We start from the raw sequence: 18,254 nt of genomic DNA, 5'->3' as shown, positions 1-18,254 counted from the left end.
AAATAATTAAACGCTGAAAAAATAAACACACCGTATCGATACACACAAAAATAATAATCAGTGCGGTTATCATCGCAAAAGAGATTACTGTCACTTTCACATATTTCTGAGTTGCCGTATTCTCATGGTTTCTTTTTATTTATAAGGAATACTCCTGTGCGACAACGGACTATTGTATGCCCTTTGATTGAAAATGATGGTGCTTATTTGCTGTGTAAAATGGCCGACGATCGCGGCGTTTTCCCCGGTCAATGGGCGCTTTCGGGTGGTGGCGTGGAGCCTGGCGAAAGAATTGAAGAGGCACTACGCCGCGAAATTCGCGAAGAACTGGGAGAACAGCTGCTTTTGACAGAAATCACGCCGTGGACCTTCAGCGATGATATTCGCACCAAGACGTATGCAGATGGTCGCAAGGAAGAGATTTATATGATTTACCTGATTTTTGACTGCGTTTCTACCAACCGAGAAGTGAAAATAAACGAAGAGTTTCAGGACTACGCGTGGGTAAAACCTGAAGATCTGGTGCATTATGATTTGAATGTCGCCACCCGAAAAACGTTACGTTTGAAAGGTCTTCTGTAACAATGATGACAGCCATTACTGGCTGTCAGATTGAAAATTTAGTGGTTAACGAATTCCCCATCCAGATAAACTTTGCCTTTTTCCACATGCATGACTAAACCATCCAGATAATCAGGTTTAAATGTCGCATCACGCTTATCTTTAGCAATATATGTCAGGCAATGATTATGGGTAAAAATAACGATATTTTTATCAGGTGCTTTGCTTTGTAAGTCCTTAATTGCACTATAAATCTCATTACCGCATTGAAGAAGTCGTTTATCTACCGTCAGCTTTTTCCCCGCTGAAAACCAGGTCGCCGACTGAATGGTCCGGACGGTATTACTGGAATAAAGATCGAAATCAGGGATATCAGCACTAAAAGCGTTGCCCAGTTCACGGGCATCCTGGGTACCTTTGACCGTAATACCTGTTTTATCTGACAAGCATTGATTGGTTGAACGATCGCAACGTTCAGCATGGCGAAACAAAACGACAACCGGATGCTGCTGTGCCAGTCTGGCCAGCGTTTTATTGTCGATACGTGGCAAACCATTGCTACTCCAGGCGGCATGAGTACCCAGTCCGGCAATGGCAGCGAGCGCCAGTAAAATGATGAAATATTTTTTTGACTTCAACGAAGAGCGGCAAAAAGCTAACACGTAAACTCCACCTATAGACAAGCGCAACCAGACAATTACCGTGAAATTGAGCGACATTTCTGGCGATAATTAGCAGTTGGTGTAATATTAAAAATCCTACGATGCCGGCAAAATGCCTCAAAATTTTGCCAAATGCAAAGCCTAAATAAGAAAAAATATAAAAATTTCAATATTTACGTCTAATATTAATTTCTTAAGGTTAAGTTAATATTCTATCCTTAGAATTTCGCTCCAAATGGCAAAATATACACAACACTCTTTATAGCAAATATAAGTGGACAGGTATTCAATGGCGGAAGGAAAAGCAATGTCAGAATTTTTGCCTTTTTCGCGACCAGCAATGGGCGTGGAGGAACTCGCAGCAGTTAAAGAGGTTCTCGAATCCGGTTGGATCACTACAGGTCCGAAGAATCAAGCGCTTGAACAAGCCTTTTGCCAATTGACGGGAAATCAGCATGCCATCGCGGTCAGTTCAGCCACCGCAGGAATGCATATCACGCTGATGGCGTTGGGAATTGGCAAGGGCGATGAAGTGATTACGCCTTCCCTGACCTGGGTTTCAACGCTCAATATGATCTCCTTGTTGGGTGCAACGCCGGTAATGGTGGATGTTAACCGCGATACGCTGATGGTCACGCCAGAATTGATAGAAGCAGCCATTACGTCACGCACTAAAGCCATCATTCCGGTGCATTATGCCGGTGCGCCAGCAGATATTGACGCTATTCGCGCCATTGGCGAACGTTACGGCATCGCGGTTATCGAAGATGCGGCCCATGCCGTCGGTACATATTACAAAGGCCGACATATTGGCGCGAAAGGTACCGCTATTTTTTCGTTTCACGCCATCAAAAATATTACCTGTGCGGAAGGTGGGTTGATTGTTACCGATGATGAAAACCTCGCCTGCCAGCTACGGATGCTGAAATTTCACGGTCTGGGTGTCGATGCATATGACAGACAAACCTGGGGCCGTGCACCGCAAGCTGAAGTCTTAACGCCGGGCTATAAGTATAATCTGACCGATATTAACGCCGCGATTGCCCTGACCCAGTTAGCCAAATTAGAGCACCTCAACACCCGTCGGCGCGAAATTGCTCTGCAATATCAGCAAGCACTGGCAGCTCTCCCCTTTGAGCCATTAAGCCTTCCCGCCTGGCCGCACGTTCACGCCTGGCATCTGTTTATTATTCGTGTCGATGAACAACGTTGTGGTATCAGTCGCGATGCGTTGATGGAAGCGTTAAAAGAAAGAGGCATTGGTACCGGGTTACATTTCCGCGCCGCTCACACACAAAAATATTATCGCGAGCGTTTTCCCACGCTGTCGTTACCGAATACCGAATGGAATAGCGAACGCATCTGTTCGTTGCCGCTGTTCCCGGATATGACCACTGCCGATGCCGTCCGCGTCATCACAGCCCTTCAGCAACTCGCAGGACAATAAGCCATGTTTGAAATCCACCCTGTTAAGAAAGTCTCGGTGGTTATTCCCGTTTATAACGAGCAGGAAAGCTTACCGGAATTAATCAGGCGCACCACCACAGCCTGTGAATCACTGGGGAAAGAGTATGAGATCCTGCTGATTGATGACGGCAGTAGCGATAATTCCGCGCATATGCTGGTCGAAGCTTCGCTAGTGGAGGGCAGCCATATTGTGTCTATTTTGCTTAACCGCAATTACGGACAACATTCAGCGATTATGGCGGGTTTCAGTCACGTTACCGGCGACTTAATTATTACCCTCGATGCCGATCTCCAGAATCCTCCAGAGGAGATCCCCCGCCTGGTGGCAAAAGCCGATGAAGGTTACGACGTAGTAGGAACTGTACGCCAGAACCGCCAGGACAGCTGGTTTCGTAAAACCGCTTCGAAGATGATCAACCGACTTATTCAGCGCACCACCGGCAAAGCAATGGGTGACTACGGTTGTATGCTGCGCGCCTATCGCCGTCATATTGTCGATGCGATGTTGCACTGCCATGAACGCAGCACCTTTATCCCGATTCTGGCGAATATCTTCGCCCGCCGCGCCATTGAAATTCCAGTGCATCATGCCGAGCGTGAGTTTGGTGAATCCAAATACAGCTTTATGCGCCTGATTAATTTGATGTACGACCTGGTGACCTGCCTTACCACTACGCCGCTACGTATGCTGAGTCTGCTTGGCAGCATTATTGCGATTGGAGGTTTTAGCATTGCGGTGCTGCTGGTGATTTTACGCCTGACCTTCGGACCACAATGGGCGGCAGAAGGCGTCTTTATGCTATTTGCCGTGCTGTTTACTTTTATTGGCGCTCAGTTTATCGGCATGGGACTACTCGGTGAATATATCGGCAGGATCTACACCGATGTCCGCGCCCGCCCCCGCTATTTTGTTCAGCAAGTTATCCGTCCATCCAGCAAGGAAAATGAATAATGAAAACTGTCGTTTTTGCTTACCACGATATGGGATGCCTCGGTATTGAAGCCCTGCTGGCTGCCGGTTACGAAATTAGCGCTATTTTTACTCATAGTGATAATCCCTGTGAAAAAGCCTTTTATGGTTCGGTTGCCCGACTTGCAGCGGAAAGAGGCATTCCGGTTTACGCGCCGGATAACGTTAATCATCCACTATGGGTGGAGCGCATTGCCCAAATGTCGCCGGAGGTGATTTTCTCGTTTTATTATCGCCATCTTATTCACGACGAGATTTTGCAGCTCGCCCCTGCAGGCGCATTTAATCTGCATGGTTCGCTGTTACCAAAATATCGTGGTCGCGCGCCGCTGAACTGGGTGCTGGTGAACGGTGAAACGGAAACTGGCGTGACATTGCACCGAATGGTGAAACGTGCCGATGCTGGGGCCATTGTGGCCCAATTGCGCATTGCCATTGCGCCAGACGATATCGCCATTACGCTTCATCACAAGTTATGCCATGCCGCGCGCCAGCTACTGGAGCAGACATTACCCGCCATTAAAGACGGTAATATTCTGGAAATCGTCCAGCGCGAAAACGAAGCCACCTGTTTTGGTCGCAGAACGCCAGAAGACAGCTTCCTCGAGTGGCATAAACCGGCAGCAGTATTGCATAACATGGTGCGTGCCGTCGCCGATCCGTGGCCGGGAGCCTTCAGCTATGTTGGTAATCAAAAATTTACCGTCTGGTCGTCACGCGTACATCCTCATACATCCGCAGCGCAGCCGGGAAGCGTGATTTCTGTTGCGCCGTTGCTGATTGCCTGTGGCGATGGCGCGCTGGAAATCGTCACCGGACAGGCGGGCGACGGCATTACTATGCAAGGCTCGCAATTGGCGCAGACACTGGGGCTGGTGCAAGGTTCACGCTTGAATAGCCAGCCTGCCTGCGCCGCCCGACGCCGTACACGGGTACTCATCCTCGGGGTGAATGGCTTTATTGGCAACCATCTGACAGAACGCCTGCTGCGCGAAGATCACTATGAAGTCTACGGTCTGGATATCGGCAGCGATGCGATAAGCCGTTTTCTGAATCATCCGCATTTTCACTTTGTCGAAGGCGATATCAGTATTCATTCCGAATGGATTGAGTATCACGTCAAAAAATGTGATGTCGTCTTGCCTTTGGTGGCGATAGCCACGCCGATTGAATATACCCGCAACCCGCTGCGCGTATTTGAACTCGATTTTGAAGAGAATCTGCGCATTATCCGCTACTGCGTGAAGTACCGTAAGCGAATCATCTTCCCGTCGACTTCAGAAGTTTATGGGATGTGTAGCGATAAATACTTCGATGAAGACCATTCTAATTTAATCGTCGGCCCGGTGAATAAACCACGCTGGATCTATTCGGTGTCTAAACAATTACTTGATCGAGTGATCTGGGCCTATGGCGAAAAAGAGGGTTTACAGTTTACCCTCTTCCGCCCGTTTAACTGGATGGGGCCACGACTGGATAACCTTAATGCAGCGCGAATTGGCAGCTCCCGCGCTATTACGCAACTCATTCTCAACCTGGTGGAAGGTTCACCGATTAAGCTGATTGATGGCGGAAAACAAAAACGCTGCTTTACTGATATCCGGGATGGCATTGAAGCGTTGTATCGCATTATCGAAAATGCAGGCAATCGCTGCGACGGCGAAATTATCAACATTGGCAATCCTGATAACGAAGCGAGCATTGAGGAACTGGGCGAGATGCTGCTGGCGAGCTTCGAAAAACATCCGCTGCGCCATCACTTCCCACCGTTTGCGGGCTTTCGCGTTGTCGAAAGTAGCAGCTACTACGGCAAGGGATATCAGGACGTAGAGCATCGTAAACCAAGCATCCGTAATGCCCGCCGCTGCCTGGACTGGGAACCCAAAATTGATATGCAGGAAACCATCGACGAAACGCTGGATTTCTTCTTGCGCACCGTCGAGCTTACGGATAAACCATCATGACAAAAGTAGGCTTACGCATTGATGTCGATACCTTTCGTGGCACCCGTGAAGGCGTGCCGCGTCTGCTGGAAATCTTGAGTAAGCATAATATTCAGGCCAGCATTTTTTTCAGCGTCGGCCCGGACAATATGGGCCGCCATCTCTGGCGACTGGTGAAGCCACAGTTTTTGTGGAAGATGCTGCGCTCAAACGCGGCATCGCTTTATGGCTGGGATATTTTACTGGCAGGTACGGCCTGGCCAGGTAAAGAGATTGGTCATGCCAATGCCGATATCATTCGTGAAGCGGCTAAACATCACGAAGTCGGCCTGCACGCCTGGGATCACCATGCCTGGCAAGCCCATAGCAGTAACTGGGATCGGCAAACAATGGTCGACGATATCGCACGCGGCCTTCGCACCCTGGAAGAAATTATCGGCCAACCGGTAACCTGCTCCGCAGCCGCTGGCTGGCGTGCCGACCAGCAGGTGATCGAAGCAAAAGAAGCGTTCCATTTGCGCTACAACAGCGATTGTCGTGGGGCTATGCCGTTTCGTCCATTGCTCGAAACAGGAAAACCCGGCACGGCGCAAATTCCGGTGACCTTACCCACCTGGGATGAAGTGATTGGTCGGGATGTGAAAGCTGAAGATTTTAACGGTTGGTTACTCAACCGCATCCTGCGAGATAAAGGCACGCCGGTTTATACCATTCATGCAGAAGTTGAAGGCTGCGCTTATCAGCATAATTTTGTGGATCTCCTGAAACGCGCAGCCCAGGAAGGCGTGACATTTTGCCCTTTAAGCGAACTGTTATCAGGGACGTTGCCGCTCGGACAAGTTGTTCGCGGAAATATTGCCGGACGTGAAGGCTGGCTGGGTTGCCAACAAATTGCGGGTAGTCGCTGATGAAATCGGTACGTTACCTTATCGGCCTCTTCGCGTTTATTGCCTGCTATTACCTGTTACCGATCAGCACGCGTCTGCTCTGGCAACCAGATGAAACGCGTTATGCGGAAATCAGTCGGGAAATGCTGGCATCCGGCGACTGGATTGTGCCCCATATGTTAGGGCTACGTTATTTCGAAAAACCCATTGCCGGATACTGGATTAACAGTATTGGGCAATGGCTATTTGGCGCAAATAACTTTGGTGTGCGGGCAGGCGTTATCTTTGCGACCCTGTTAACTGCCGCGCTGGTGACCTGGTTTACCCTGCGCTTATGGCGCGATAAACGTCTGGCTCTACTCGCCGCAGTGATTTATCTCTCACTGTTTATTGTCTATGCCATTGGCACTTATGCCGTGCTCGATCCGTTTATTGCATTCTGGCTGGTGGCGGGAATGTGCAGCTTCTGGCTGGCAATGCAGGCACAGACGTGGAAAGGCAAAAGCGCGGGATTTTTACTGCTGGGAATCACCTGCGGCATGGGGGTGATGACCAAAGGTTTTCTCGCCCTTGCCGTGCCGGTATTAAGCGTGCTGCCATGGGTTGCAACGCAAAAACGCTGGAAAGATCTCTTTATTTACGGCTGGCTGGCGGTTATCAGTTGCGTACTGACGGTTCTCCCCTGGGGACTGGCGATAGCGCAGCGGGAGCCTGACTTCTGGCACTATTTTTTCTGGGTTGAGCATATTCAACGCTTTGCACTGGATGATGCCCAGCATAGAGCTCCGTTCTGGTACTACTTGCCGGTCATCATTGCCGGTAGCCTGCCGTGGCTGGGATTACTCCCCGGAGCACTGTACACAGGCTGGAAAAACCGCAAGCATTCCGCAACCGTCTATTTATTGAGCTGGGCGGTAATGCCGCTGCTGTTTTTCTCCGTTGCCAAAGGCAAATTGCCCACCTATATTCTTTCCTGCTTTGCACCTCTGGCAATGCTGATGGCGCATTACGCTTTGCTGGCAGCAAAAAATAATCCTCTGGCGTTGCGGATTAATGGCTGGATTAACATCGCTTTTGGCGTCACTGGCATTATTGCTACGTTTGTGGTCTCCCCCTGGGGACCTATGAGCACGCCGGTGTGGCAAACCTTCGAGAGCTATAAAGTCTTCTGTGCATGGTCGATTTTTTCGCTATGGGCATTTTTCGGCTGGTATACCTTAACAAACGTCGAAAAAAACTGGCCTTTTGCCGCACTTTGCCCGCTTGGGCTGGCGTTGCTGGTAGGATTTTCAATTCCTGACAGAGTCATGGAAGGAAAACATCCGCAATTTTTTGTCGAGACGACACAAGAATCACTGCAGCCAAGCCGCTATATTCTTACCGATAGCGTCGGCGTTGCTGCTGGTCTGGCATGGAGCCTGAGACGTGATGACATCATCATGTATCGCCAGACAGGGGAATTGAAATACGGCCTAAATTATCCGGATGCGAAAGGGAGATTTGTCAGCGGTGATGAGTTCGCAAACTGGCTTAATCAACATCGTCAGGAGGGGGTTATTACACTCGTGCTTTCGGTTGACCGCGATGAAGATATCAACAGTCTCGCCATTCCGCCCGCAGATGCCATCGATCGTCAGGAGCGTCTGGTGCTGATTCAGTATCGGCCCAAATGATCTGGCTAACATTAGTCTTTGCCAGCTTGCTTAGCGTTGCCGGGCAGTTGTGTCAGAAACAAGCAACCTGCTTTGTGGCGATAAACAAACGGCGCAGACATATCGTGCTGTGGCTGGGACTGGCGCTGGCTTGTCTTGGCCTTGCCATGGTGCTCTGGCTGCTGGTCTTGCAGAACGTACCGGTAGGCATTGCCTACCCGATGTTAAGTCTGAATTTTGTCTGGGTGACGCTGGCTGCAGTAAAACTGTGGCACGAGCCGGTATCACTGCGTCACTGGTGTGGGGTGGCGTTCATTATTGGCGGCATTGTGATCCTCGGGAGTACGGTGTAATGGGCCTGATGTGGGGATTATTCAGCGTCATTATTGCCTCAGCTGCGCAATTAAGCCTGGGTTATGCGGCGAGTCATCTACCGCCGATGACGCACTTATGGGATTTTATCGCGGCGCTGTTAGCTTTTGGCCTGGATGCCCGGATACTGTTACTCGGGCTGCTGGGTTATCTGCTTTCCGTTTTTTGTTGGTATAAAACGCTACATAAACTTGCGTTAAGCAAAGCCTATGCCTTGCTCAGTATGAGCTATGTGCTGGTATGGATTGCATCAATGATACTTCCCGGCTGGGAAGGAACTTTTTCTCTGAAGGCACTACTGGGAGTAGCCTGTATTATGAGTGGGTTGATGCTGATTTTCCTGCCCACGACAAAACAACGTTACTGAGTTTTCTCAGCCGATTGACACTGCCGTTCCCACTCATCGGGGCTGTAGCTGCATGCCGAGAGGACTTTCACCGTATGTAGCTTTTCACGATTAATGCAGTAAAGCGCATTCTGCAAAGGGGAGAGTAAATCGCCCACTTTCACGGCGTAGTCACTCTTCACTTCGGCGATCATTTTTATCGCGCCGCCAGCATCGCAGAGCATAAGTACATGTCTGTTATCTTGTTTATCGCAGCACGATTTTTTGACCAGCCATTCCATTGCATTATCCTGTTTGCTAAGAGTTTTCACATCAATTTACAGATTAACAGATAAACTCTTTATCAACGGCAATGGAATGGCAGAAATGAGAAGTGCAACGGATGGTTAATTATTGCTGGCGTTGCACCCACTCTTTTAGCGCCTGACGTGAAATCTTAATACCACCGTTTTTCAGTTCAGGTGGAAGCGTCAGCCAACGCACCGGTTGCTGAAAACGGGCCAGCTTATCTTTCACCCATTCGCCAAGATCAACGGTTTGCTGGTCATACTCCACCACCGCTACCGGTCGATGACCAAACTCCTTGTCCGCGACGGGGACGATAAACACCTGCAAAACCGCAGGATGTGCAGCAATAACACGCTCCACCTCTTCCGGCTGAATGCCTTCGCCACCACTGAAGAACAGATTGTCTAAACGTCCGACAATTGTCAGCTTGCCATTATGCATCTCACCGCGATCGCGCGTGGCGTACCAGCCTTCGTCATTAACCAGTGGAACCAGTTGCCCGTTACGCCAGTAACCTTCTGCCATGCTGGCAGCCCGCAGCCACACTTCGTCGTTTACGATTTTCACTTCCCGACCCGGTAGCGGCGAACCGACGTCTGCCAGACCGTCGGCTTCTTTCGCACACACAGTGGAGGCAAACTCGGTCAGACCATAGCCGCAAAAGCAACGAATCCCCTGCTCGCGCGCCTGTTCCGTCAACTCGACCGGAATTGCCGCACCGCCAAGTAACACCGCTTTCAGGGAAACGGAACTGCGGTTAACCAGCAAACGCCAGAGTTGTGTTGGCACCAGTGAAGCGTGAGTACAGCCTGCCAGCATTTGCTCCAATGGCTGTTTATCACGTACCGTCATCCGCGCACCAGCGTATAACCAGCGCCACATAATTCCCTGACCGGAGACGTGAAACAGCGGTAAAGAGAGCAACCAGTCATCGTGCTCGCCAAACGGTATCAGCGATAACACACCTTGCGCACTGGCAAGATGGGCCTGATAAGTATGAACAGCGGCTTTCGGCAAACCGGTAGAGCCGGAGGTCAACGTCATTGAGCACAGACGCGTCGGCTGCCACGCAGCGGCATGTGCGCCTTCAACCAGCTGAATGTGCAGCGACGTTAACGCCGAAAATGTGTTTTCCCCTTCCGGCACAAGTGCAAATTGCAGCGTCAGATTGGGCAACAATTCCTCAAGCAACGGTTGCGGCAACTGTGGATTCACGGGCAGCACCCGCGCTCCGCATTGCAGTAGCGCCAGCCAGGAGAGCAGCGTTTGCGGCGTATTCCACGCCCGCAACATCACGCCGCTGCCCTCAACAACGCCCTGCGCCGCAAAGCCGGAGGCTAATTCATCGACGCGAGCACAAAGCTCGCGCCAGTTAAGTTGCTCGTCATTAAGACGTAAGGCGATGGCTTCTCCCCGCACTTGCCGCCAGTGACGCCACGGCCAGTCAGAGAAGATCATAACAGCCGCTCCAGTGCATCAACTTCCACTAACGGTAGCGGGCTACCCGGCCAGCGACGAACCTGCTGCGCCTGCATCAGATCCAGCGTGTCCAGCCCCGGAATGGTGTCTGGCGTTAACCAGGCGGCAATCCGCGCCAGTTGCGTTAAGCCTAAGCTCGACTCAATAGATGAACTGATCACCGCCGTCAGCCCCAGCGCGTGCGCCGCCTGCACCTGCTCGCGCACTTTCTCCAGGCTGCCCGTGAGCGTGGGTTTGATCACCATCGCTCGCACGCCTTCTTCCGCCACAAAGGCAAAATCCGGCTCACGCAGGCTTTCATCCCAGGCAATGGCAATACCCGTTTCACGGGCAAAGGCGCGGGAATCCTCGCGGGTTTTGCACGGTTCTTCGAGAAACGCGATGCGGTGGCGATAATCCGGGTTAACGTATTTGGCAAACTGCTGGCCTTTCAGCGGCGTCCAGGCGCGATTCGCATCAAGACGCAAATGCAGATCCGGAATGGCCTCCAGCAACAGATTCACCACCATGCCGTCGCGCACCGCTTCGTACAATCCCACCTTGACCTTCGCCACTTTCTCACCTGGCATATCGGCAAGTTTCAGGATCAGATCGTCCGGATCGCCATTACACAGTGGTGCCGCACGATAATTGGCCGCCTGTGGTAACGTGTCTGCCAGCTCCGCCAATGCACAGCTTACGCCAAAGGCGACGGAAGGCATTTGCGGTAATTCGCAATCGCCTGCCAGCCAGTTATTTACCCAGGCAAGCAGCGCACTTTGCGCCTCTTCCCAGGTTTCCTGACTGAAGCCCGGCAGTGGGGAGATCTCCCCCCACCCTTCGCACTCGCCCTCACGCAGGCAAACATACAGCCCGTCGCGGGTTTTTAACCGCCTGTCGCGCAGAACCACCCCCGCGTCCATGGGGATCTGCCAGCGGTATACCTGCGCGCTACGCATTACGGATTCCGTTTAAATTTGCTGAAGTCAGGCTGACGTTTCTGGTTGAAGGCGTTGCGACCTTCCTGACCTTCTTCTGTCATGTAGAACAGCATGGTGGCATTGCCCGCCAGCTCCTGCAGACCCGCCTGACCGTCACAGTCAGCGTTCAGCGCAGCTTTCAGGCAACGCAGCGCCATCGGGCTGTTTTGCAGCATTTCGCGGCACCAACGCACGGTTTCTTTTTCCAGATCTGCCAGCGGCACCACGGTGTTGACAAGGCCCATATCCAGCGCTTGTTTCGCGTCGTACTGACGGCACAGGAACCAGATTTCACGCGCTTTTTTCTGCCCAACAATGCGCGCCATATAGGAAGCGCCCCAGCCGCCATCGAAGGAACCGACTTTCGGGCCAGTCTGACCGAAGATGGCGTTTTCCGCCGCGATGGTCAGGTCGCACATCATGTGCAGAACGTGACCGCCGCCGATGGAGTAACCCGCTACCATCGCGACAACCGGTTTCGGACAGGTACGGATCTGACGCTGGAAGTCCAGCACATTCAAATGATGTACGCCGGAATCATCTTTATAGCCGCCGTAATCGCCACGCACTTTCTGGTCGCCACCAGAGCAGAACGCTTTATCGCCTGCACCAGTCAGAATAATTACGCCGATGTTATCGTCATAACGCGCATCTGCCAGTGCCTGGATCATCTCTTTTACCGTCAGAGGACGAAAGGCATTGCGCACCTGCGGACGATTAATGGTGATTTTTGCGATACCGTCGGTGGATTTTTCATAACGAATGTCCTCGAAACCTTCGGAGCAGTCGTGCCATTCAACCGGTGCGTAAAGCATTGCTTCATCAGGATAAATCATATTGTGTCCTTTAGTCAGAAACGCAAGATCTGCGCCAGACTTGCGATTACGCCAGCGGGATTTTCCCGGTGCGCGTTATGTCCGGCGCGAGGAATGACATGGCAGTCGGCAGCCAGTTCCGCCGCCAGAGCGCGGAATTTGCTGTCACGTTCACCACATAAATAATAAAACGCAAATGTGCGGGCGCTAAGGTTAGCACGTAAATCAGGCTGGACGGCGAGAGAAGTGGCCTCCAGCATAGTAGCAAGCGTTACACCGTTATTGTGGCTACGCAGCGCCACCAGCTCCCGGCGTTGATCGTCATTGAGCGAGGCAAAGACAGGCTGTTGATACCAGTCGGCAAATACCGCCGTTAATGGTTCTGTGCGAAAACGCTGCGCCCATTGGCGATCGGAAAGCAGACGTTCCGTGCGTTGTTCAGCACTTTGCAATCCCGGATGCCCGCCTTCGACCACAACCCCACTCAGCCCCGGCATCCCCTGACAAGCCGCCATCATCGCCACCCGTCCGCCGAGCGAGTACCCCACCAGCCAGAAGTTAAGGATGTTGTAACTAACCAGAGTTTTACGCAGTAAGCCGGTGACATCATCAAATCCATCGACGCTAATTGCTGCCGAACCACCGTGACCAGGGAGATCAACATACAACCGCGAGTAGTCGGCAAACGCCTCGCCCACTTCTTGCCATTCCTGGCAATCGCCGGAAAAACCGTGCAAAAACACCAGCCAGGGTAAACCTGGTTTGCCGTGTTTTGCCTGCGCGTGCAGGATCATAAATGGCTTACCTGCGCCAGCAGTTGCTGGAGGGTTTGCGCACCATCGGTGTCGTTAACCACCATTTCAATTACCGTGGTGGTCGGCGTGCGCCAGGCGTCGGCAAGTGCCGTTTCAAGTTCCTGCCAGTTTTGCGGACGATGATATTTCAGCTCGAACATCGCGGCGGCGTGCTCAAAATGGACGTTTTGCGGCATCAGATAGAAACGCTCGCGCTCGTTTTTCGGCGTTGGCAACAGCGAGAAAATTTGCCCGCCATTGTTGTTCACCACAATTAATACCAGCGGCGCGGAAACCTGGCGCAATAGCGCCAGCGCGTTGAGATCGTAAAGTGCTGAGAGATCGCCCACAATCGCCAGCGTCGGTTTGCCACTGGCCCGCTGAACGCCTGCGGCAGTAGAAAGCAGCCCGTCAATACCGCTGGCCCCACGATTGCTGTACACCGGGTAACCTGCCGGAAGTTGCGAAAGCGCATCAATCAGACGTACCACCAGGCTGTTGCCAACAAACAGTTGCCCCTGTTCCGGCAAATAGTCGCTGATGCGATGCGCCAGTTGCGCTTCGCCAAACGCATCGCGACGGGCAATAACCGCCTGCATTGCCTGTTCCGCCAGGCGCGGGATTTCAACGCACCAGGGCTGGCGTTTTTCTGCCGGATGCAGCTCCAGCCAGTCGGCAATATTGGCAATTAAGCGGCGTCCGCGATGGTGTGCTGGATCAAGTCGACCTTCAATGTCATCAACAATCCAGTACTCTTCGGGTTCACAGCTTGCCTGCCATTGCAGGAGCCGTTTGCCCGTCAGGCTGCTGCCCAGTTGCACCACAATCTGCGCCTGTTGCAGTTCGCTGGTCGCTTTGGCATTGCCTAACCAGAGATCGGCACACGGCAGCGGCTGTCCGGTTTGCGACAGGACGTCGCCAATCAGCGGCCAGCCAAGAGTTTGCGCCCACAGAGCAACTTTTTTGCCCTCTTCCGCACTCATGCGACCAGCAACCACCACGCCGCGCTTTTGTCGCCAGAAGAACCAGTCACGCTGTTTTTCACTTTCCAGACGAGGCGCTTCACGCAGCCACGGTTTATCGTCCTGCCACCAGTCGCCAAGACGCTGTTGCCAACTAAGCCCGAAGTCGTCCATCTCGCCATATAGCGGTTCAGCAAACGGGCAGTTGATATGGACTCCTCCAGCATGAAGCGTACCAAGGGCGTGGTCGATAGTAGAGACCAGCCAACGGGCAGAAATATCCTGCGTCGGGCGCGGCAGTGAAATGCTATGCGTAGGATGAGAGGCGAACATTCCCGGCTGACGAATCGCCTGATTCGCGCCGCAGTCAATGAGCTCCGGCGGGCGATCGGCGGTTAACAGGATCAGTTTTTCTCCGGTTAACCCAGCTTCTATTAGTGCCGGATAGAGATTTGCTACCGCCGTGCCGGAGGTCACAATCACCGCCACCGGCTGCTTGCTGACTTTCGCCAGCCCCAGCGCCAGATGCCCCAGTCCACGCTCATCAAAATGGGTGTGGTGAATAAATGCGGAATTCTCCGCCGCCGCTAACGTTAACGGTGTAGAACGCGAGCCAGGGGCGATACAGATGTGTCTGACGCCGTGACGCGTTAATGCTTCCAGAATGACCGCCGCCCAGCGTCGGTTAAATGCGCTTACTGACATGAGTTTGTCCGGTATCAATATTGCGGCTAAGTATAAGGAGCTACAAAAATAGATTATTGATATGAATCGGTAATGATGCGACTCATTACTCTTCCATTTGTAATAAAGTACGCAGCCCTGCCGCTTTGTTGTCGATTTCCTGCCACTCTTGCTCGGGGTCAGAACCACGGACAATGCCCGCGCCAGCATATAATCGCACGACATTGCCGCTAATTTTTGCTGAGCGCAGGGAAACGCAGAATTCGCTTTGTTGTAACGAAAGATAGCCCGCGGAACCGGCATACCATTCACGGGTGAACGGTTCGTGACGGGCGATAAACTGCCGCGCCAGGTCACGCGGTAAGCCCGCAACCGCGGCCGTTGGCTGCAACTGATGTAAACAGATCACATCATCCGCTTTGTTGAGTGAAGTCCAGATACAGCGGCGCAGATGCTGCACTTTACGCAGACGCAGTACCTGCGGTGGTAAAACATCCAGCGTCTGGGTATCGGCCTGCAATCGTTGGCAGATATCTTCCACCACCAGCATGTTCTCGCGCTGGTTTTTATCATCCGCCATCAGCCACTCGCCCAACTGCTGCGCCTGCTTATCATCAGGATGATTTGCTACCGTTCCCGCCAGCGCTTCAGTACGCAGCGCTTTGGCACGCCGCCGCCATAGCCGCTCAGGAGACGAACCCAGAAACGCGGTCTCGCCATCAAAGGCCATAAAGAAATGATAGCAGTTCAGATTGAGCCGACGGCTGGCTGCCATCATCGCCGCTGCGTTAACCGGGCTTGCAAAATGCAGGTCGGTCGCCCGTGCAAAAACGACTTTGTCGAGTTCACCTTCGGCGATAGTTTGCGTTGCCAGTTCGATTAATCGCGTCCAGCCCGTTTTGTCCGGCCAGTGTTGTTCTCGCGTGGTGGTTAAATGTAACCCTGGCAGGGACTTGATACTCACCAGTGTGGCGATAAATTCTTTTGCCTTTATCGCATCGTGCTGAAGGGAGCTTTCGCTGAATAGCGTCAGCCGCAGCGTGGCTTTACCGCCACAGCGTCGCCATTCCAGGCGGGGTAAAAGTAAATTGCCCTGCGACGGGTCAAACGCATTCAGCCCCCAGATGCGTAAGTCGGCATGTTCCGGGTGCTGGTGAAGAAAACGTTGCGCCTGGTCCAACGAGGTAAAATGGGTAATCGCGCCCAGGACGGCAGCTTCTTCATCACCATTACGTTGTTGCCAGTAGAATTGCGGATACGTTTGCTGACTGGCCAGCCAGCTCAAGGCATCAAAAGCATCTTTGAGAGGGAAAGGAGTATCAATAACCCGAATGCCGGGTGTCGCTGGAATCTCTTGCGACAAAAGGCGCAGTAGATTTTCCAGCGCCGTAGTGAGTGATTGCACGCGGACCTCTCCCTGTTAAAAGCCTCACATTATACGGGGTACTACAAAAAAAATGCAGTACCCCGGTGTAGGGAGGTTTTAACGGCGTGCCAGCAACAGTCCTAATACCAGCCCAACGGCCGCGCCCACCCCAATTCCTTGCCAGGGTTTTTCGTGGACGTAGTCATCAGCACGATAAACAGCCTGCTTCGCCCGATAGTAATAACTGTCTGAAGCCTGGCTAACCCGTTTTTTCACATCATCCAGCGCTTTTTCTGCACGCGCTTTCAGCTCAACATATTTCTGATCGGCGGGATCGCCAGAGGAGCGGAGCACCTCTTCCAGTGTTTCACTAAGCAGCGTCAGGTCGTCATCGATACGTGTATCACCAAACTGATTAGACATTCTCGTTCTCCATTTGCGTAAAACCTGTCACTAACTATAGACAATGGTTATTGATTACGCCTGAATTACCTCGCGTGCCATCCCAATGTGTGGGATACCATCTTCTTCATAGACCTCCGTCACAGGGATAAAGCCAAAACTTTGGTAGAAGTTTTGCAGATGCGCCTGCGCCCCGAGGTAAACAGGTTTATCAGGCCAGTGACGCGTACATGTTTCGAGTGTTTTACTCATCAGCTGCTGCCCCACTTTTTCGCCACGCAACGCTTCACTGACAATCACCCGACCTATAACGACCGGCTCAAGATCATCATCACTTTTCAGAATCCTCGCATACGCCACCAGTTCATCATTTTTCCAACCGAGAATATGGCGATTATCCCCCGTCAAATCATCACCATCGATATCCTGATAAGGGCAATTCTGCTCAACAACAAAAACCGCGCAACGCAGTTGTAATAAGGCATAAAGCTGGGAAACCGATAATTCAGAGTGATGCAGATCTTGCCATTCAATCATAATGCTCTCCTTTTAGATGTATGCCTTATACTAGCCGGAATATTTTTTGAAACGTGATGAACTCATGGAATTAATTTTTTTAGGTACTTCAGCCGGTGTGCCAACCCGTACGCGCAATGTCACGGCAATATTGCTTAACCTGCAACATCCGACCCAGAGCGGGCTTTGGTTGTTTGACTGCGGTGAAGGCACCCAGCATCAGCTACTGCATACCGCCTTTAACCCTGGAAAACTGGACAAGATTTTTATCAGCCATCTTCATGGCGATCATCTCTTTGGTTTACCCGGCTTGCTGTGCAGTCGTTCTATGTCTGGTATTGTCCAACCCTTAACGATTTATGGTCCGCAAGGTCTCCGTGAATTTGTGGAGACTGCGCTGCGGATTAGCGGCTCATGGACCGATTATCCGCTGGAAATTGTCGAAATTGGCGCTGGCGAAATTTTCGATGATGGCCTGCGCAAAGTAACCGCTTATCCGCTGGTACACCCACTGGAATGTTATGGCTATCGTATTGAAGAACATGATAAACCGGGTGCATTAAATGCCCAGGCATTAAAAGCTGCTGGCGTGCCGCCTGGCCCACTGTTTCAGGAATTAAAAGCGGGCAAAACAATCACGCTGGAAGATGGAAGGCAGATTAACGGCGCAGATTACTTAGCTGCTCCAGTGCCAGGTAAAGCGCTCGCTATTTTCGGCGATACCGGCCCCTGCGATGCCGCACTTGACCTGGCTAAAGGTGTCGATGTCATGGTGCACGAAGCGACGCTGGATATAACCATGGAAGCCAAAGCCAATAGTCGCGGTCATAGCTCTACACGCCAGGCTGCGACACTGGCCCGTGAGGCTGGAGTCGGTAAGCTAATCATTACCCACGTCAGCTCGCGCTATGATGACAAAGGTTGTCAGCACCTGTTACGTGAATGCAGGTCAATTTTCCCGGCGACTGAACTGGCGCATGATTTCACCGTGTTTAACGTTTAACTCTGCTTCCTACTAAAACAGGGCGAAACTTGCCCTGTTATCGCAACCCGCGCCACATATATCCACCCACACGGGCATATTGAGCGATTTTTGATATTTATTCATCTCCGCACGCACTATATTCAG

The 18,254-nt window shown here is 52.0% G+C and carries 19 protein-coding genes; 9 read left to right on the top strand and 10 right to left on the bottom strand.

The window, feature by feature from the left end:
* Positions 1-156 precede the first annotated feature (156 nt).
* On the top strand, positions 157-582 hold the full coding sequence (gene nudI / locus BEB54_RS00895; protein WP_032184677.1) for a nucleoside triphosphatase NudI: 426 nt from the start codon (positions 157-159) through the stop codon (positions 580-582).
* Between the two features lie 38 nt (positions 583-620).
* Here the strand turns inward: nudI and ais are convergent, their stop codons facing one another.
* Complete coding sequence (gene ais, locus BEB54_RS00890; RefSeq protein ID WP_001306469.1) at positions 621-1,223, bottom strand: lipopolysaccharide core heptose(II)-phosphate phosphatase Ais; 603 nt, start codon at positions 1,221-1,223, stop codon at positions 621-623.
* Positions 1,224-1,530: 307 nt separating this feature from the next.
* Here ais and arnB point away from each other — a divergent pair, with 307 nt between their 5' ends.
* The 7 genes from arnB to arnF are packed head-to-tail and all read left to right on the top strand — an operon-like array spanning position 1,531 to position 8,881.
* Positions 1,531-2,670, top strand: coding sequence for a UDP-4-amino-4-deoxy-L-arabinose aminotransferase (gene arnB, locus BEB54_RS00885; protein WP_105276836.1), 1,140 nt, complete (start codon positions 1,531-1,533; stop codon positions 2,668-2,670).
* Between the two features lie 3 nt (positions 2,671-2,673).
* A complete protein-coding gene (gene arnC, locus BEB54_RS00880) occupies positions 2,674-3,642 on the top strand; it encodes an undecaprenyl-phosphate 4-deoxy-4-formamido-L-arabinose transferase (RefSeq protein ID WP_000461649.1) in 969 nt (322 codons plus the stop codon).
* The gene (gene arnA, locus BEB54_RS00875) at positions 3,642-5,624 is read left to right on the top strand and encodes a bifunctional UDP-4-amino-4-deoxy-L-arabinose formyltransferase/UDP-glucuronic acid oxidase ArnA (RefSeq protein ID WP_105276835.1); all 1,983 of its coding nucleotides are present in this window, start codon (positions 3,642-3,644) and stop codon (positions 5,622-5,624) included. Before arnC ends, arnA begins: the two co-directional genes overlap by 1 nt.
* Complete coding sequence (arnD, locus tag BEB54_RS00870) at positions 5,621-6,511, top strand: 4-deoxy-4-formamido-L-arabinose-phosphoundecaprenol deformylase (RefSeq protein ID WP_032303434.1); 891 nt, start codon at positions 5,621-5,623, stop codon at positions 6,509-6,511. The genes arnA and arnD overlap by 4 nt, the downstream gene beginning before the upstream one ends.
* Complete coding sequence (arnT, locus tag BEB54_RS00865; RefSeq protein ID WP_105276834.1) at positions 6,511-8,163, top strand: lipid IV(A) 4-amino-4-deoxy-L-arabinosyltransferase; 1,653 nt, start codon at positions 6,511-6,513, stop codon at positions 8,161-8,163. The genes arnD and arnT overlap by 1 nt, the downstream gene beginning before the upstream one ends.
* Complete coding sequence (gene arnE, locus BEB54_RS00860; RefSeq protein ID WP_088541271.1) at positions 8,160-8,495, top strand: 4-amino-4-deoxy-L-arabinose-phosphoundecaprenol flippase subunit ArnE; 336 nt, start codon at positions 8,160-8,162, stop codon at positions 8,493-8,495. The genes arnT and arnE overlap by 4 nt, the downstream gene beginning before the upstream one ends.
* Positions 8,495-8,881 (top strand): 4-amino-4-deoxy-L-arabinose-phosphoundecaprenol flippase subunit ArnF, encoded by a 387-nt coding sequence (gene arnF, locus BEB54_RS00855; RefSeq protein WP_000523867.1) that lies wholly within the window; start codon positions 8,495-8,497, stop codon positions 8,879-8,881. The genes arnE and arnF overlap by 1 nt, the downstream gene beginning before the upstream one ends.
* Here the strand turns inward: arnF and pmrD are convergent.
* The 9 genes from pmrD to BEB54_RS00810 all read right to left on the bottom strand — a co-directional run bounded on the left by pmrD (position 8,875) and on the right by BEB54_RS00810 (position 17,146).
* Positions 8,875-9,141 (bottom strand): signal transduction protein PmrD, encoded by a 267-nt coding sequence (gene pmrD / locus BEB54_RS00850; RefSeq protein ID WP_088541414.1) that lies wholly within the window; start codon positions 9,139-9,141, stop codon positions 8,875-8,877. The two genes, arnF and pmrD, sit on opposite strands and share 7 nt — an antisense overlap.
* A 109-nt stretch (positions 9,142-9,250) precedes the next feature.
* Positions 9,251-10,606: an o-succinylbenzoate--CoA ligase gene (menE, locus tag BEB54_RS00845; protein ID WP_105276833.1), complete on the bottom strand. Its 1,356-nt coding sequence runs from the start codon at positions 10,604-10,606 to the stop codon at positions 9,251-9,253.
* Positions 10,603-11,565, bottom strand: a complete 963-nt coding sequence (gene menC / locus BEB54_RS00840; RefSeq protein ID WP_105282109.1) for an o-succinylbenzoate synthase — start codon at positions 11,563-11,565, stop codon at positions 10,603-10,605. The genes menE and menC overlap by 4 nt, the downstream gene beginning before the upstream one ends.
* A complete protein-coding gene (gene menB / locus BEB54_RS00835; protein ID WP_000640000.1) occupies positions 11,565-12,422 on the bottom strand; it encodes a 1,4-dihydroxy-2-naphthoyl-CoA synthase in 858 nt (285 codons plus the stop codon). Before menB ends, menC begins: the two co-directional genes overlap by 1 nt.
* 14 nt (positions 12,423-12,436) lie before the next feature.
* Positions 12,437-13,195 carry a 2-succinyl-6-hydroxy-2,4-cyclohexadiene-1-carboxylate synthase gene (menH, locus tag BEB54_RS00830; RefSeq protein ID WP_105276831.1) on the bottom strand — a complete coding sequence of 253 codons (759 nt, stop codon included), beginning with the start codon at positions 13,193-13,195 and terminating at the stop codon, positions 12,437-12,439.
* Positions 13,192-14,862 carry a 2-succinyl-5-enolpyruvyl-6-hydroxy-3-cyclohexene-1-carboxylic-acid synthase gene (gene menD, locus BEB54_RS00825; RefSeq protein WP_105276830.1) on the bottom strand — a complete coding sequence of 557 codons (1,671 nt, stop codon included), beginning with the start codon at positions 14,860-14,862 and terminating at the stop codon, positions 13,192-13,194. Before menD ends, menH begins: the two co-directional genes overlap by 4 nt.
* An 85-nt stretch (positions 14,863-14,947) precedes the next feature.
* Positions 14,948-16,246: an isochorismate synthase MenF gene (menF, locus tag BEB54_RS00820; protein ID WP_105276829.1), complete on the bottom strand. Its 1,299-nt coding sequence runs from the start codon at positions 16,244-16,246 to the stop codon at positions 14,948-14,950.
* A gap of 78 nt (positions 16,247-16,324) precedes the next feature.
* The gene (elaB, locus tag BEB54_RS00815; RefSeq protein WP_000070621.1) at positions 16,325-16,630 is read right to left on the bottom strand and encodes a stress response protein ElaB; all 306 of its coding nucleotides are present in this window, start codon (positions 16,628-16,630) and stop codon (positions 16,325-16,327) included.
* Positions 16,631-16,684: 54 nt separating this feature from the next.
* Complete coding sequence (locus BEB54_RS00810) at positions 16,685-17,146, bottom strand: GNAT family N-acetyltransferase (RefSeq protein ID WP_000574094.1); 462 nt, start codon at positions 17,144-17,146, stop codon at positions 16,685-16,687.
* A gap of 64 nt (positions 17,147-17,210) precedes the next feature.
* Here BEB54_RS00810 and rbn point away from each other — a divergent pair, with 64 nt between their 5' ends.
* Positions 17,211-18,128 carry a ribonuclease BN gene (gene rbn / locus BEB54_RS00805; protein ID WP_105282122.1) on the top strand — a complete coding sequence of 306 codons (918 nt, stop codon included), beginning with the start codon at positions 17,211-17,213 and terminating at the stop codon, positions 18,126-18,128.
* Positions 18,129-18,254: the final 126 nt, after the last annotated feature.

This window comes from Escherichia sp. MOD1-EC6021, assembly GCF_002965245.1.
Classification (GTDB): Bacteria; Pseudomonadota; Gammaproteobacteria; order Enterobacterales; family Enterobacteriaceae; genus Escherichia; species Escherichia coli_F.
This window is presented reverse-complemented; position numbering and strand designations above follow the sequence as displayed.

Coding starts and splice junctions, on each gene's coding strand:
- arnB (WP_105276836.1), top strand. CDS start 1,531: ATGTCAGAATTTTTGCCTTTTTCGCGACCAGCAATGGGCGTGGAGGAA.
- arnC (WP_000461649.1), top strand. CDS start 2,674: ATGTTTGAAATCCACCCTGTTAAGAAAGTCTCGGTGGTTATTCCCGTT.
- arnA (WP_105276835.1), top strand. CDS start 3,642: ATGAAAACTGTCGTTTTTGCTTACCACGATATGGGATGCCTCGGTATT.
- arnD (WP_032303434.1), top strand. CDS start 5,621: ATGACAAAAGTAGGCTTACGCATTGATGTCGATACCTTTCGTGGCACC.
- arnT (WP_105276834.1), top strand. CDS start 6,511: ATGAAATCGGTACGTTACCTTATCGGCCTCTTCGCGTTTATTGCCTGC.
- arnE (WP_088541271.1), top strand. CDS start 8,160: ATGATCTGGCTAACATTAGTCTTTGCCAGCTTGCTTAGCGTTGCCGGG.
- arnF (WP_000523867.1), top strand. CDS start 8,495: ATGGGCCTGATGTGGGGATTATTCAGCGTCATTATTGCCTCAGCTGCG.
- pmrD (WP_088541414.1), bottom strand. CDS start 9,141: ATGGAATGGCTGGTCAAAAAATCGTGCTGCGATAAACAAGATAACAGA.
- menE (WP_105276833.1), bottom strand. CDS start 10,606: ATGATCTTCTCTGACTGGCCGTGGCGTCACTGGCGGCAAGTGCGGGGA.
- menC (WP_105282109.1), bottom strand. CDS start 11,565: ATGCGTAGCGCGCAGGTATACCGCTGGCAGATCCCCATGGACGCGGGG.
- menB (WP_000640000.1), bottom strand. CDS start 12,422: ATGATTTATCCTGATGAAGCAATGCTTTACGCACCGGTTGAATGGCAC.
- menH (WP_105276831.1), bottom strand. CDS start 13,195: ATGATCCTGCACGCGCAGGCAAAACACGGCAAACCAGGTTTACCCTGG.
- menD (WP_105276830.1), bottom strand. CDS start 14,862: ATGTCAGTAAGCGCATTTAACCGACGCTGGGCGGCGGTCATTCTGGAA.
- elaB (WP_000070621.1), bottom strand. CDS start 16,630: ATGTCTAATCAGTTTGGTGATACACGTATCGATGACGACCTGACGCTG.
- BEB54_RS00810 (WP_000574094.1), bottom strand. CDS start 17,146: ATGATTGAATGGCAAGATCTGCATCACTCTGAATTATCGGTTTCCCAG.
- rbn (WP_105282122.1), top strand. CDS start 17,211: ATGGAATTAATTTTTTTAGGTACTTCAGCCGGTGTGCCAACCCGTACG.